Annotated in this window: 19 protein-coding genes; 8 read left to right on the forward strand and 11 right to left on the reverse strand. The window is 61.9% G+C overall.

All coding sequences use genetic code 11. The features are described from left to right. The first annotated feature begins 11 nt into the window (after positions 1–11). The 3 genes from arsC to APH42_RS22785 are packed head-to-tail and all read left to right on the forward strand — an operon-like array spanning position 12 to position 1373. Positions 12–365, forward strand: a complete 354-nt coding sequence (gene arsC, locus APH42_RS22775) for an arsenate reductase (glutaredoxin) (RefSeq protein ID WP_041166405.1) — start codon at positions 12–14, stop codon at positions 363–365. Next, positions 362–967, forward strand: a complete 606-nt coding sequence (gene wrbA / locus APH42_RS22780; protein WP_012270929.1) for an NAD(P)H:quinone oxidoreductase — start codon at positions 362–364, stop codon at positions 965–967. Before arsC ends, wrbA begins: the two co-directional genes overlap by 4 nt. Further along, a complete protein-coding gene (locus APH42_RS22785) occupies positions 960–1373 on the forward strand; it encodes a DUF2069 domain-containing protein (RefSeq protein WP_041166404.1) in 414 nt (137 codons plus the stop codon). The genes wrbA and APH42_RS22785 overlap by 8 nt, the downstream gene beginning before the upstream one ends. 40 nt (positions 1374–1413) lie before the next feature. On the opposite strand, the gene APH42_RS22790 is transcribed toward APH42_RS22785, so the two are convergent. Together APH42_RS22790 and ttcA are read right to left on the reverse strand one after the other, a co-directional pair. Further along, entirely contained in the window at positions 1414–2085 is a 672-nt protein-coding gene (locus APH42_RS22790; protein WP_012270927.1) for a DNA-3-methyladenine glycosylase I, read from the reverse strand. A 4-nt stretch (positions 2086–2089) separates the two neighbouring features. Continuing rightward, positions 2090–2914, reverse strand: coding sequence for a tRNA 2-thiocytidine(32) synthetase TtcA (ttcA, locus tag APH42_RS22795; protein ID WP_012270926.1), 825 nt, complete (start codon positions 2912–2914; stop codon positions 2090–2092). 262 nt (positions 2915–3176) lie between these two features. Here ttcA and APH42_RS22800 point away from each other — a divergent pair, with 262 nt between their 5' ends. Together APH42_RS22800 and APH42_RS22805 are read left to right on the forward strand one after the other, a co-directional pair. Further along, complete coding sequence (locus APH42_RS22800) at positions 3177–3776, forward strand: Yip1 family protein (RefSeq protein ID WP_012270925.1); 600 nt, start codon at positions 3177–3179, stop codon at positions 3774–3776. Between the two features lie 131 nt (positions 3777–3907). Continuing rightward, positions 3908–4402: a SprT family zinc-dependent metalloprotease gene (locus APH42_RS22805; RefSeq protein ID WP_012270924.1), complete on the forward strand. Its 495-nt coding sequence runs from the start codon at positions 3908–3910 to the stop codon at positions 4400–4402. Positions 4403–4506: 104 nt separating this feature from the next. Here the strand turns inward: APH42_RS22805 and fpr are convergent, their stop codons facing one another. Further along, complete coding sequence (gene fpr / locus APH42_RS22810) at positions 4507–5286, reverse strand: ferredoxin-NADP reductase (protein ID WP_012270923.1); 780 nt, start codon at positions 5284–5286, stop codon at positions 4507–4509. Positions 5287–5404: 118 nt separating this feature from the next. On the opposite strand from fpr, the gene finR reads away from it, so the two are divergent. After that, positions 5405–6331, forward strand: a complete 927-nt coding sequence (gene finR / locus APH42_RS22815) for a LysR family transcriptional regulator FinR (protein ID WP_012270922.1) — start codon at positions 5405–5407, stop codon at positions 6329–6331. Here finR and APH42_RS22820 read toward each other — a convergent pair. From APH42_RS22820 to APH42_RS22830, 3 genes are all read right to left on the reverse strand, one after another. Further along, a complete protein-coding gene (locus tag APH42_RS22820; protein ID WP_010952700.1) occupies positions 6328–6693 on the reverse strand; it encodes a diacylglycerol kinase in 366 nt (121 codons plus the stop codon). The two genes, finR and APH42_RS22820, sit on opposite strands and share 4 nt — an antisense overlap. Positions 6694–6766: 73 nt before the next feature. Then, a complete protein-coding gene (gene erdR / locus APH42_RS22825; RefSeq protein ID WP_012270921.1) occupies positions 6767–7417 on the reverse strand; it encodes a response regulator transcription factor ErdR in 651 nt (216 codons plus the stop codon). 179 nt (positions 7418–7596) lie between these two features. Continuing rightward, positions 7597–8307, reverse strand: coding sequence for a tRNA-uridine aminocarboxypropyltransferase (locus tag APH42_RS22830; RefSeq protein WP_060494271.1), 711 nt, complete (start codon positions 8305–8307; stop codon positions 7597–7599). 218 nt (positions 8308–8525) lie between these two features. Here APH42_RS22830 and APH42_RS22835 point away from each other — a divergent pair, with 218 nt between their 5' ends. Beyond that, positions 8526–8945 carry a quorum-sensing-regulated virulence factor family protein gene (locus tag APH42_RS22835; protein WP_012270919.1) on the forward strand — a complete coding sequence of 140 codons (420 nt, stop codon included), beginning with the start codon at positions 8526–8528 and terminating at the stop codon, positions 8943–8945. A gap of 15 nt (positions 8946–8960) precedes the next feature. Here the strand turns inward: APH42_RS22835 and APH42_RS22840 are convergent, their stop codons facing one another. Then, positions 8961–9170: a hypothetical protein gene (locus APH42_RS22840; protein ID WP_012270918.1), complete on the reverse strand. Its 210-nt coding sequence runs from the start codon at positions 9168–9170 to the stop codon at positions 8961–8963. A gap of 160 nt (positions 9171–9330) precedes the next feature. Between APH42_RS22840 and APH42_RS22845 the strand changes: the two genes are divergently transcribed. Further along, positions 9331–10452: an LOG family protein gene (locus tag APH42_RS22845; protein ID WP_060494272.1), complete on the forward strand. Its 1122-nt coding sequence runs from the start codon at positions 9331–9333 to the stop codon at positions 10450–10452. A 49-nt stretch (positions 10453–10501) separates the two neighbouring features. Here APH42_RS22845 and recX read toward each other — a convergent pair whose 3' ends face one another. The 4 genes from recX to APH42_RS22865 all read right to left on the reverse strand — a co-directional run bounded on the left by recX (position 10502) and on the right by APH42_RS22865 (position 13769). Continuing rightward, positions 10502–10972, reverse strand: coding sequence for a recombination regulator RecX (gene recX / locus APH42_RS22850; RefSeq protein ID WP_012270916.1), 471 nt, complete (start codon positions 10970–10972; stop codon positions 10502–10504). A 20-nt stretch (positions 10973–10992) separates the two neighbouring features. Beyond that, on the reverse strand, positions 10993–12060 hold the full coding sequence (recA, locus tag APH42_RS22855; RefSeq protein WP_060494273.1) for a recombinase RecA: 1068 nt from the start codon (positions 12058–12060) through the stop codon (positions 10993–10995). A 103-nt stretch (positions 12061–12163) separates the two neighbouring features. Further along, on the reverse strand, positions 12164–12646 hold the full coding sequence (locus APH42_RS22860) for a CinA family protein (RefSeq protein ID WP_060494274.1): 483 nt from the start codon (positions 12644–12646) through the stop codon (positions 12164–12166). Between the two features lie 55 nt (positions 12647–12701). After that, positions 12702–13769 (reverse strand): hypothetical protein, encoded by a 1068-nt coding sequence (locus APH42_RS22865; RefSeq protein WP_060494275.1) that lies wholly within the window; start codon positions 13767–13769, stop codon positions 12702–12704. Positions 13770–13982: the final 213 nt, after the last annotated feature.

A 13982-nucleotide genomic window follows, 5' to 3' on the forward strand; every position in this document is an offset into this window, starting at 1 on the left:
TGCGACCCGACATGACTGACCTCACGCTCTATCATAACCCGCGCTGCTCGAAATCCCGCGGCGCGCTGGAACTGCTCGAAGCCCGCGGCCTGGCACCGACCATCGTGCGCTACCTCGAAACCCCGCCCGACGCAGCCACCCTCAAGGCCCTGCTCGGCAAGCTGGGCATCGCCCCACGCCAATTGCTGCGTACCGGCGAGGACGAATACAAAGCGCTCAACCTGGCCGACCCGGCACTGACCGACGCGCAACTGATCGAAGCCATGGCCCAGCACCCCAAGCTGATCGAACGGCCGATTCTGGTCGCCGGTGACAAGGCCGTGGTCGGTCGCCCACCGGAAAAAGTGCTGGAGATCCTGCCGTGAGCGTGCCCTACATCCTGGTGCTGTATTACAGCCGCCATGGTTCCACCAGCGAAATGGCCCGGCACATCGCTCGCGGCATCGAGCTGGCCGGCATGGAGGCACGCTTGCGCACGGTGCCGGCGATTTCCACCGAATGCGAAGCGGTGGCCCCGGATATCCCAACCAGTGGCGCGCTGTACGCCACCCTCGACGACCTGCGCCATTGCGCCGGCCTTGTACTGGGCAGCCCGACCCGCTTCGGCAACATGGCGGCGCCGCTGAAGTACTTCCTGGATGGCACCAGCAGCCTGTGGCTGGGCGGTGAGCTGGTCGGCAAGCCAGCGGGCGTGTTCACCTCCACCGCCAGCCTGCACGGCGGCCAGGAAACCACCCTGCTGTCGATGATGCTGCCACTGATGCACCACGGCATGCTGGTAATGGGGCTGCCCTACAGCGAGTCGGCGCTGCTCGAAACCCGTGGCGGCGGCACCCCTTACGGCGCCAGCCACCACGCCGGTGCCGATGGCAAACGTGAACTCGACCAACACGAGATTGCCCTGTGCCGCGCCTTGGGCCAACGCCTGGCGACCACGGCCAAGGCCCTGGAGGCCGCGCGTGGCTAAAAAGCCCAAGGTGTTGCCGCCGCTGGAATGGCTGGCACCTCGCCTGCGCCTGACGCGGGCGTTGAGCCTGGCGTTCTTCTTCGGCCTGATCGCCCTGCTGGTGGTGAACAACCTGTGGTTCGCCAACCTGCATGGTGCGCGGGTCGAGGTGATCCTGGCGATCGAACTGGTGCCGTTGCTGTTGCTGCTGCCAGGCATGCTGACAGGCAGCGCCCGGGCACATGCCTGGACCTGCTTCGTGGTGAATATCTATTTCATCAAGGGCGTGCTGGCGGCATTCGACCCGGCGCGAGCGGTATTTGGCTGGGTTGAAGTGCTGGTGAGCCTGGGGCTGTTCATTGCCGGGCTGCTCTATGTGCGCTGGAAGTTCCAGCATGAGCGGCGCCTGGCGGGCGAAGGCAGTTAGACGCTTCGCGGGCTTGCCCGCGAAGAAACCAACACACCCGTCAATGGTTGACGGTATGCGCCAGCATCACCGACAACTGGCACAGCGGCCGACCGCTCTCTGCGTGCCACTGGTTGAATGCCTGCTGCACCAAGGCCAGGTCACGCTGGCTGGTCGGTTGCTTGTCGATCACCTTCTGCGCGATCAACGCCGCCGCCATGTCATCGGTAGGGATGAAGGTGTCCTTGCCAACCATGCGCAGAAAACGCGGCGCCGACAACCCGCCCAACTGGTTGCCATGCTTGGCCAGGTACTTCCACAAGCCGACGATATCGGTCACCGGCCAGTCGGCGATGAACGCGCCGAAACTGCCCTTTTCCTTGGCCACGTCGAGGATCATCTGCGCATTGCGCGGCACGCTCTTGAGCTTGCCCAGGTGGCGGATGATGCGCTCGTCATGCATCAGCCGCTCCAGGTGCTCGGCGCCCATCAGCACTACCTTTTCCGGGTCGAAGCCGAAGAACACCTGCTCGAACGCCGGCCACTTGGCATCTACCAGGCTGTGCTTGAGCCCGGCGCGGAACACGCGCAAAGCCAGGGTCGACAGGTAGCGGTCGTCACTGATGTCGCGCAATTGCGCCGGGGTGCGCGGCTGCGGCAGAAAGGCCTCCAAGGCCTGGGCCGAGCCAAAGCGGTTCAGGCAGTACTCGTGCAGCCACTGGTAATCGCGCATAGGCTCAGATGTTCAGCACATCGAGAAAACGCGGGGTGGCGTTTTCGTCGATCTTCAGGCTGGTGAAATCGAACAGGTTGCGGTCGGCCAGTTGCGATGGCGCCACGTTCTGCAGCGCCCGGAAGATACTCTCGGTACGGCCCGGGTGCTTGCGCTCCCACTCCACCAGCATGTCCTTGACCACCTGGCGCTGCAGGTTTTCCTGCGAGCCGCACAGGTTGCACGGGATGATCGGAAATTCCTTCATGTCCGAGTAAGCCTGGATGTCCTTCTCGCTGCAGTAGGCCAGCGGCCGGATCACCACGTTGCGGCCGTCGTCGGCACGCAGCTTCGGCGGCATGCCCTTGAGCGCGCCGTTGAAGAACATGTTGAGGAAGAAGGTTTCGACGATGTCGTCGCGGTGGTGCCCCAACGCCATCTTGGTCGCGCCGATTTCGTCGGCGAAGGTGTACAGGGTGCCACGGCGCAGGCGCGAACACAGCGAGCAGGTGGTCTTGCCCTCGGGCACCAGCTCCTTGACTACCGAGTAGGTATCTTTCTCGACGATGTGGTACTCGACGCCCAGCTCCTTGAGGTAGGCCGGCAGCACATGCTCGGGGAAGCCCGGCTGCTTCTGGTCCATGTTCACCGCGACGATCTCGAACTTGATCGGCGCCACCTTCTGCAGGTGCAACAGAACGTCGAGCATGGTGTAGCTGTCCTTGCCGCCGGACAGGCAGACCATGACCTTGTCGCCATCCTCGATCATGTTGTAGTCGGTGATGGCTTCGCCGGCGAGACGACGCAGGCGTTTTTGCAGTTTGTTCTGGTTGACCGAGAGGGTGCCCATAGCGCTTGGATCCGCGAGGTGTGACAAAAGCCGGCTATTTTACGCACAAACGCGGCATCGCTGTAGGCATTCCGATAAAGACTTCAATGTAATCAACAGCACGCCTTACAGCGCAATTTGCTCTAAAAAGCACGGTTTGTGCCGGTAACCGCTTCCTATACTGCGACATAAGGCCACATTACCGCTTGCATCGGTGTTCGGGCCTCGGGCCGCTTGCGCTCCATCTGGGGGGCGTTTGGCAACATTGAGAGGAGTGATCGGCATGATTCATCACGTTGTGGGGCTGTTTACCCATCCCGATCAGGAATGGCGGGAAATTCGTGGCGAAGAAGAAACCATCAGCCACATGTACCTGACGCACACCCTGATCCTGGCGGCAATCCCTGCCATTTCAGCCTTTATTGGCACAACCCAGGTGGGCTGGGTGATCGGCGACCGGCCGGCAGTGATGCTGACCATGGAAAGCGCCATCTGGATGAGCATCATGTCGTACCTGGCCATGCTCGCCGGGGTGGCGGTAATGGGCGCGTTCATCCATTGGATGGCTCGCACCTACGACGCCAACCCCTCCATGGCTCAGTGCATCGCCTTTGCCACCTACACTGCCACCCCCTTGTTCATCGGTGGCCTCGCGGCACTGTACCCGCACCTGTGGCTGGGCATGCTGATCGGCACCGCCGCCATCTGCTACACGGTGTATTTGCTGTATGTCGGCTTGCCGACGTTCATGAACATACCGTCCGACGAAGGCTTCCTGTTCTCCAGCTCGGTGCTGGCGGTGGGCCTTGTGGTATTGGTGGCGATCATGGCCGCCACGGTGATTATCTGGGGACTGGGCGTGGGGCCCGTCTACACCAACTAGAACAGACTCAACCAACACTGGGGCATCAACCAGGGGCCGCCGCAAGGCGGCCTCTGGCTGTGCGCTGACCGGTGGCTCGGCAGGCCGCCGATGCTTGCGGCATAATGCCCGGTCAGGAGAACCGCCCCACCATGCCCGAGCTGCTCAAAGAACGCGTCGAAACCTGTTACCAGCAAGCCGAAACCTTTTTCAAACGCCCCTTCCCGCGCCCGGAAGTCAGCTTCAAGCTGCGCGGGCAGAAAGCAGGTGTCGCCCACCTGCACGAAAACCTGCTGCGCTTCAACCTGCAGCTCTACCGTGAAAACCAGGAAGACTTCCTGCGCCAGACCGTGGCCCATGAAGTGGCACATCTGGTAGCCCACCAACTGTTCGGCGACAGCATCCAGGCCCATGGCGAGGAGTGGCAGCTGATCATGCGCGGGGTGTACGAGCTACCACCCAACCGTTGCCACAACTATGAGGTGCAACGGCGCGCGACGACCCGCTACATCTACCGTTGCCCGTGCCCGCAAGGTGATTTCCCGTTTACCGCGCAGCGGCACAAGCTGGTGCGCCAGGGGCGGCGCTACCTGTGCAAGCGGTGCCGGGCGATTCTGGTGTACAGCGGCGAGACGCGCGTCGAATAGATTGTGTTTTGCCTGTACCCGCGAAAAGGCCAGTACAGACAATGCAAAGCTCACAGGTATAAAAAAGGCGACCCCAGGGTCGCCTTCTTGTACCAGCCTGCGCCTTACTTCTCGACGAAGGCTCGTTCGATCAGGTAATCACCCGGCTCGCGCATGCGGGCAGAGACTTTCAAGCCGAAGCTGTCCAGCACTTCGCTGGTCTCGTCGAGCATGCTCGGGCTGCCGCAGATCATCGCGCGGTCGTCCTGCGGATTGATCGGTGGCAGGCCGATGTCGCTGAACAGCTTGCCGCTGCGCATCAGGTCGGTCAGGCGGCCCTGGTTTTCGAACGGCTCGCGGGTCACGGTCGGGTAGTAGATCAGCTTTTCGCGGACCGACTCACCGAAGAACTCGTTCTGCGGCAGGTGCTCGGTGATGAACTCGCGGTAGGCCACTTCGTTCACGTAGCGCACGCCGTGCACCAGGATGACTTTTTCGAAGCGCTCGTAGGTTTCCGGGTCCTGGATGACGCTCATGAACGGCGCCAGGCCAGTACCGGTGCTCAGCAGGTACAGGTGCTTGCCTGGGTTCAGGTCGTCGAGCACCAGGGTACCGGTAGGCTTCTTGCTGATGATGATCTCATCGCCTTCCTTCAAGTGCTGCAACTGCGAGGTCAACGGGCCGTCCGGCACCTTGATGCTGAAGAATTCCAGGTGCTCTTCCCAGTTTGGCGAGGCGATGGAATAGGCACGCATGAGCGGGCGGCCGCTTTCCTGCTGCAGGCCGATCATCACGAACTGACCGTTCTCGAAGCGCAGCCCCGGGTCGCGGGTGCACTTGAAGCTGAACAGGGTGTCGTTCCAGTGGTGCACACTGAGGACACGTTCGTGGTTCATGTTGCTCATCGATGGGGCTCCTGAAGAAAAACGCGGCGCGCAAAACGCGCAGTTGCGCGATAGTTTAGGGGCAGCGACAATATCTGTTAACTGGATTATCAAGATATGTGTTATCGGTTATATCGATATGCGATTCACACTTCGTCAACTGCAAGTCTTCGTCGCCGTCGCTCAGCACCAAAGCGTCTCTCGGGCCGCTAGCCTGCTGTCGCTGTCGCAGTCGGCCGCCAGCACCTCCATCACCGAGCTGGAGCGGCAATCGAGCTGCCAACTGTTCGACCGTGCCGGCAAACGCCTGGCCCTCAATGCCCTGGGCCATCAACTGCTGCCACAAGCGGTGGCCCTGCTCGACCAGGCCAAGGAAATCGAAGACCTGCTCAACGGCAAGTCCGGTTTCGGTTCGCTGGCGGTCGGCGCCACGCTGACCATCGGCAACTACCTGGCCACCCTGCTGATTGGCAGCTTCATGCAGACCCACCCGGAAAGCCAGGTAAAGCTGCACGTACAGAACACTGTGCATATCGTGCAACAGGTAGCGCACTACGAAATTGATCTGGGTCTAATCGAAGGCGACTGCAACCACCCGGACCTGGAAGTGCAGCCGTGGGTCGAGGACGAACTGGTGGTGTTCTGCGCGCCGCAGCATCCGCTGGCCAAGCTGGGCCGAGCCGATATAGACAACCTTTCGCAAGAAGCGTGGATCCTGCGCGAGCAAGGCTCGGGCACACGCCTGACCTTCGACCAGGCCATGCGCCATCACCGCGCCAACCTCAATATCCGCCTGGAGCTGGAGCACACCGAAGCGATCAAGCGCGCAGTGGAATCGGGCCTGGGTATCGGTTGCATTTCACGCCTGGCCCTGCGTGACGCCTTCCGCCGTGGCAGCCTGGTACCCGTGGAAACCCCGGAACTGGACCTGATGCGCCAGTTCTACTTCATCTGGCACAAACAGAAATACCAGACGTCGGCCATGCGTGAGTTTCTCGAGCTATGCCGCAACTTCACTGCGGGCTTTACCCGCAGTGACGAAATCGTGTTGCCGCCAATCGCTTAAAGCAGGATCACGCCCCACACCAGCGCCACCATGGTCAGTGCCACCAGTTGTGCGGCGCTGCCCATGTCCTTGGCATTTTTCGACAGCGGGTGGCGCTCCAGCGAAATGCGGTCGATGGCCGCCTCTACCGCCGAATTGAACAGCTCGACGATCAGCCCCAGCAGGCACACCGCGATCATGATTGCCCGCTCGGCACGGCTGACCGGCAGCCAGAAGGCTATCGGGATCAGCAGCACGTTGAGCAGCACCAGCTGGCGGAATGCGGCCTCGCCCTTGAAGGCGGCGCGCAGGCCGTCCAGCGAGTAGCCGGCGGCGTTGAAGATGCGTTTGAGGCCGGTCTGGCCTTTGAATGGCGATGTCATGTGAGTCACTTCACAACAGAAAGGCCAGCAGACTAGACCGGCTCGGGTCAAAAAAGCGTGAAGCCACGCGCAGTCAGTTGCTGGCAACCGATTCAAGTTGTTGCAGCAGCAGCGCGGCCTGGGTCCGGGTACGCACGCCCAGCTTGCGGAAGATCGCGGTAACGTGGGCCTTGATGGTCGCTTCCGACACGCTCAGCTCATAGGCGATCTGCTTGTTCAGCAGGCCTTCGCAGACCATGGTCAGTACGCGGAACTGCTGCGGCGTGAGGCTGGCCAAGCCCTCGCTGGCGGCCTTGGCCTCGGCCGAGACATCCACCTTCTCGAACGCCTGCGGCGGCCACCAGACCTCGCCATCGAGCACCTTGCGCACCGCATCCTGGATCACTTCCAGGGGGCTGGATTTGGGAATGAAACCACTGGCGCCAAACTCGCGGGACTTGACCACCACGGCGGCCTCTTCCTGCGCCGAAACCATTACCACGGGGATCTGCGGGTATTGCCCACGCAACAGCACCAGCCCGGAAAAACCGTAGGCACCCGGCATGTTCAAGTCCAGCAGCACCAGGTCCCAGTCGGCTTTTTCGCTCAGGCGGGTTTCCAGTTCGGCAATGCTCGCGACTTCGACCAGGCGTACATCCGGGCCCAGGCCAAGGGTAACGGCCTGGCGCAGGGCGCCACGGAACAGTGGGTGGTCATCGGCAATCAGGATTTCGTAAGTGGCCATCGATCTAAGGATCCTGTTCTGTGCCAGGCGCTTTGGGGTAAAGGAGGCGCCCGGCGGGGAATCGGCGCCAAGGATGCCGAGCACGGTCAAGGGTGGTCAAGCCAATCGCCCTGCCGTCTCGCCCACCCTGGCTGCCAGCTCCGTCATTATGAACCAAAGCAGGGGTTGTGCCCCTTGGACTATAGGAAGGTATGCAAACGTTGGTGGGTGTCGTCCTGCTCGTCCAGCGGCAGGCGCTGCTTGCCGCTCAGGTAATGCAGGCTGAACACATCCAGGTACGCATCCAGCGCCTGGGAGGCCTGGCTGTCACCGGCCAGGTCCAGGCACATGGCCGCGACTTCCGCCGTGCAGAAATGATCGTCGCGCTTGGAGCGACGCAAGCGGTAGCGCGACATTTGTTCGGCCTGCAGGCTCAGCACCGGAAAACGGTCCAGGTACGGGCTTTTGCGGAACATCTTGCGTGCTTCGGTCCAGGTGGCATCCAACAGGATGAACAGCGGGCGCTTGCCAGGTTCGCGCACCACCTCGCTGACCACCCGCTCCTGAGCAACGAACTCGCCCGGGAAAACGATATAGGGCTGCCAGCGCGGGTCGTCGAGCAAGGCCAGCAGGCGCTCGTCAACCGAGGTGCGCAACCAGCCGAAGGCCGCGGTGTCTTCGATCAGGTCGGCAATCAGCCAGCCGGTGTTGGTGGGCTTCAGCGGCTCGGTGTCATGCATCAGCAGGCATACACCGGCGTCAGCCTGCACCCGGGGCTTCCAGGCACACAGGCAATGGGTAGCGATGACCCGGCAATCCGGGCAACGCTCTGCTCGCGAGCCACGGGCGATGAAAGGCTTGTTGCTGCGGGCCAGGCGTTCGGCGCGCAGGCGCGCTACCGCATGGCTCATGCCGGCAGGCCTCTGGACAGGTTGGAAATGGGCACAAGGATGACTCGGAGAAAACAAGGGTGCCAGTCTACCAGAACAGGGGGCAATTGCTGTGCAGGCGGCAAGGTGGCCCTTATAATCGGGGTTTTATCGCGCCCGGTAGTGACCACCGCGCGATTTCACGGAACGCCGTCGACCCGCGCATGTCAAAGCGCCAGTCATCGAACCAGGAGAGATTCATGCTGCGCCTTATCGCCCCCGCCCTGAGCCTGTTGCTCGCCCTGCCTCTGGCAGCCCAGGCGGCTTCCAAGCAGGATTACGACCTGAACAAGATGCTGGAGAAGGTTGCCAAAGAGAGCAGCGTCGGCACCCCGCGTGCGATCAACGAGGACATCCTCGATCAGGGTTACACCGTTGAAGGCAAGGCGCTGGTCAACCACCTGAGCGTGCGCCAGAGCCACGCTGAACGCATGCAGGCCAACCCTGCACAGGTGCGTAGCCAACTGGGCGACAGCGTCTGCCGCAATAGCGGTTTTCGCAACCTGATGTCCAAGGGCGCGGTGATGGTCTACCGTTTCACGGTTTACAAGACCAACCAGCCGATCATGGACCAGGCCTTCGACAGTGCCAGTTGCGTTGCCGGCAACAAGAAGAAGTAAAGGCAGCCCTCCCAGCTATACCTTCTCGTCCTCGCGGGCACTCCAGTGCCCTTCGGCGGCGTCGGCGCGCATCTCGGCCAGTAACGCCTGCAAATAGCGCGACTGACACTCCAGCCCCGCCAACCTGCGGCGGCACTCGGCCTCAAGGCTCAGGTGATGCACCTGGGCCGCGTTCTCCAGCTGCTGAAAGAGCTGCCGGTCCACCTCGATGATCAAGCGATGCATACCGCCACCTCCTGCATCGATACGTTTCGCCCTACCAGTTAACCAAACCCATGCGGCCGGTGGCCGCATGCCGACGGGCGGCGGTGGCAAACAGCCCGGCACAATCGGTCGCGAGGGTCTAGATTGAGGTCAGAGGTATTGGTGCAGAAGGAGACGTTGCATGCCTTACCAATCGAATGAACTGCTGTTCAACCACTTCCGTGACAACAACATCGACCTGAACCACATCGACGCACAACTGCAACTGGTTGCACCTGACAGCCCCAACCTGCCGCTGTACCGCGACATGATGCTGACCATCCTGCGCATGGCCCACGACGACAGCGACCGCTGGAACGCCAAGATTACCCTGCAGGCCCTGCGCGAGCTGGACCACTCGTTCCGCACCCTGCAGCGCTACAAAGGCCGACGCAAGGTGACCGTGTTCGGTTCGGCGCGCACCCCGCTGGAACACCCCATGTACGCCCTGGCCCGCGAGCTGGGTGCCACCCTGGCGCGCTCCGACTTGATGGTCATCACCGGCGCCGGCGGCGGTATCATGGCCGCCGCTCACGAGGGTGCCGGCAGTGCCCACAGCCTGGGCTTCAATATCACCCTGCCCTTCGAACAACATGCCAACCCCACGGTGGATGGCACCAACAAACTGCTGCCGTTCCATTTCTTCTTCATCCGCAAACTGTTCTTCGTCAAGGAAGCCGACGCTTTGGTATTGTGCCCCGGCGGCTTCGGCACCCTTGATGAAGCGCTGGAGGTCCTGACCCTGATCCAGACTGGCAAGAGCCCGCTGGTACCGGTGGTACTGCTGGACTCGCCAGGCGGTAGCTTCTGGCGCGACTGCCTGGACTTCATCAGCCGCCAGTTGGAAGAAAACCGCTACATCCTGCCCAGCGATCTGAAGCTGGTGCGCCTGGTGCACAGTGCCGACGAGGCAGTGGAGGAAATCAACCAGTTCTACAGCAACTACCATTCCAGCCGCTGGCTCAAGAGCCAGTTCGTTATCCGCATGCATCACCCGCTCAGCGAGGCCGCGCTGTATGACATCCAAGAAGGCTTTGCCGACCTGCGCCTGAGTGGCAAATATCACCAGCAAGCTGATAGCAGTGCCGAGCATGAAGTAGGCAATTTCAATCACCTGACCCGCCTGTCATTCGCCTTCAATGGCCGCGACCAGGGCAGGCTGCGCGAGTTGGTGGATTTCATCAACTTGCCCGAGAACTGGGCCAAGCCGCAACCCATGCATACCACGCAGCGGGCCAGGGAGGCGTTGAAGGTCAGTTCATAGGTGTTTGCTGCAGGGGGGCCGCAAAGCGGCCTCAGCCTTTCAGCAATGCTCAGTAATCGTCGAGATCACGCCCACTGAGCAGGCGGCCGATCATGTCCATGGGGAACCCACGGTAAGCCAAAAACCGGGTCTGCTGGGCACGGCTGCGCGGGTCTTGCGGGCGCTGCCCGGCAAACTTGCGCTGCCATACGTCATGCATACGCTCGCGCCAATCCACTTCGCTCTCGCGCAATGCCTGCTCGATATCAGCACGCGCCAAGCCACGCTGCCCCAGCTCCTCACGAATACGCGAAGGACCGTAGCCAGAGCCTGAACGATAGCGGATGAAGCTTTCGAGGTAACGGGCTTCACTCAGCAGCCCTTCTTCGGCGAGCCGGTCGAGCTCAGGCTCTATCAACTCGTCCGAAGCGCCGCGCTGACGCAACTTGCGCGTCAGCTCGACGCGACCGTGCTCACGTCGCGCGAGCAGGTCCATGGCTGTCCGCCGGATGGCGACGGGGGTGTCGAGTACGGCGGACATATTGGCTATCTACCGCGCAATCAATAACCGGCTTCGGCGTCAGCCACATCGTCGGCACTGGCATCAACGGCGGCAGCCTTGCCGGCTTCAGCGGCAGCACCGGCTTTCAACAGCTTGTCACGGATCTGCTTCTCGATCTCGGCACCAATAGCCGGGTTTTCCGCCAGATACTTGGCAGCGTTGGCTTTACCTTGACCGATCTTGTTGCCCTGGTAGGCGTACCAGGCACCGGATTTCTCGACCAGGCCCTGAGACACACCCAGGTCAATGATCTCGCCGTTACGGTAGATACCTTTGCCGTAAAGAATCTGGAACTCGGCCTGACGGAACGGAGGCGATACCTTGTTCTTGACGATCTTGACGCGGGTTTCGCTACCGACCACTTCGTCGCCTTCCTTGACCGCGCCGGTACGACGGATATCCAGACGCACCGAGGCGTAGAACTTCAGGGCGTTACCACCGGTGGTGGTTTCCGGGCTGCCGAACATCACGCCAATCTTCATACGGATCTGGTTGATGAAGATGACCAGGCAGTTGGCGTTCTTGATGTTACCAGTGATCTTGCGCAGCGCCTGGGACATCAGGCGAGCCTGCAGGCCGACGTGCATGTCACCCATCTCGCCTTCGATCTCGGCCTTCGGCACCAACGCGGCCACGGAGTCGACGATGATCACGTCAACGGCGTTGGAGCGCACCAGCATGTCGGTGATTTCCAGGGCCTGTTCGCCAGTGTCCGGCTGCGAAACCAGCAGGTCGTCGACGTTGACGCCCAGCTTGCCGGCGTACTCAGGGTCGAGGGCGTGTTCGGCGTCGACGAAGGCGCAGGTAGCACCGTTTTTCTGAGCTTCCGCGATGACCGACAGGGTCAGCGTGGTCTTGCCCGACGATTCCGGGCCGTAGATCTCGACGATACGGCCTTTTGGCAGGCCGCCGATGCCCAGGGCGATGTCCAGGCCCAGCGAGCCGGTGGAGATGGCCGGAATGCCTTGACGCTCCTGGTCACCCATGCGCATGACCGCGCCTTTACCGAATTGACGTTCGATCTGACCCAGGGCCGCAGCCAAGGCGCGCTTCTTGTTGTCGTCCATTGAAATCCTCACGTGTTCGACTTGGCCCTGACGGCCGGAATACCTGTATAAGTAGCCAGTATTATTCCACAGGCCGGCGCCCGCGCAAACCCCTGTCGTCGATTTACTCGGCACCAAGCTGTAACAAGCCGTCTAACGCGGCGATCACCGTCTGTCGGCGCACTGCTTCGCGGTCTCCGTCAAACTGGCGGCGCTCGCTGAACACCCGGCTGCCATCGCCCCAAGCCAGCCACACGGTACCTACCGGTTTGGCCGGCGAGCCTCCGTCAGGCCCGGCCACCCCGCTCACCGCCACGGCAAAGCGCGCCCCGCTGGCAGCCTGGGCCCCGCGGACCATGGCTTCGACGACTTCCTGGCTGACCGCGCCCACCTGGCCGAACAACACCTCGGGCACACTCAGCAAACGGGTTTTCTGGGCGTTGGAATAGGTCACGTAGCCAACTTCGAACCAGGCCGAGCTGCCAGGTACGCGGGTAATGGCTTCGGCAATGCCACCGCCAGTGCAGGATTCGGCGGTGGTCACCTGCGCATTGAAACGGCGCAGGTGTTCCCCCAGGCGGGTAGCGAGCGTGGTGATCGGGTCCATGTCGGGGCTCCTTGAAAACGGCCCTCTACCCTATCACCCCGCGTCGGGCCCTGGCTCAGGAAACCTTCAGGCTGTCCCGGGCAATTTCGCTGAACGCACGCTCGTCGTGCCGACCAAGGCGCGGCAGCCCTTCAGGCCACTCCTCGCGCCAGTCGAAGCCGTCCAGCTTGCGCATGTCTTCGATTGCCGACCGCCACCAGATCACTTTGCACGCGCGCTGGTAGTCATCATTGCTCATCACGCTGCCGTACAGCAGCTTGCGGCCGATGCCCCGCAGCTCGCGCGGCACCCGCTTCAGGCTCCACTTCACCGACAACCGCGCCAGCCACGAAGGCACAGGACGATACGCCGGCACCTTGAGGGCCAGGCTTGGCATCTGCGGATGGAAGCCCTCGCCGTGCTTGGCGAAGAAGATTTCCAGGATGGCATGCACGTACTGTTTCATCGCGAAGTAGTGGCTGATCACCCCACGCGCTTCGTTGACCTGCGCCTCGTGCAATTCGAAGGAAAAGGCGATCTGTTCGATGGTGTGCAGGTCACCGGTGTAGGGCGTCCAGGCATCGATGCGTGGGATGGCGCGCTCGGCAATGCCGACATTGCAGCGGGTGAAACCCATGACGCCGCTGTTGCAGAGCCGCAAATCATCGGCCGGCGCATTTCCAGCCTCGGCCAGCCCGGCGCTGAAGCGAAGGTAGTCACTGCTGCGCGACGCCTCGGCCCAGCTCGTCTCCACTTCATCGACCAGGAACTGGCCGGCATCGACCTGGCTGAACAGCTTCAACGGCGATTGCAGGAACACCGTATCGGTATCGATGAACACGGTCTTGTCCGCCCACTGCCCGGCCTGAGCAATGGCGCAGGCCTTGCGCCGGTGGGTGTAGCCGCCGTCGCCGGTCCAGGCCTGCAAGGTCTGCTCGTCCAGCGTGATCACTTCCACCGGCCAGCCAGCAAAAGCCTGTGGCTGATCGGTAAGTACACGGATCACTGGCAGCTCAGCCGGTTTGCAACGCGCCATGGCGGTGAGGATGCTGAGTTTGGCCTCCAGCTGATAGATCCGGCGCTCGCCATAAAGGAGGTAGATCAGCTGTTGCTTTACATAGGGGACTGGGCTGGACACATTCATCGTACGGGTCACGGCTAGAGGCGTTTGTCGAGGGCCGCGCATTCTAGTGGTTAACGCCGCACGGCTCCACCTTTGCCGCCAGGCTGCGCGAACATGCCCCAATGCCTGCGCCTGCATCTCGCTGAAAAAGCCTGTACCATTGCCGGTTTACCCTTGCCAACCAGATCACCCGCTGTAAGGCCCTGAATGTCAGATCTTTCCGCACACACACCG

Source organism: Pseudomonas sp. NBRC 111140 (assembly GCF_001320885.1).
Taxonomy (GTDB): domain Bacteria; phylum Pseudomonadota; class Gammaproteobacteria; order Pseudomonadales; family Pseudomonadaceae; genus Aquipseudomonas; species Aquipseudomonas putida_P.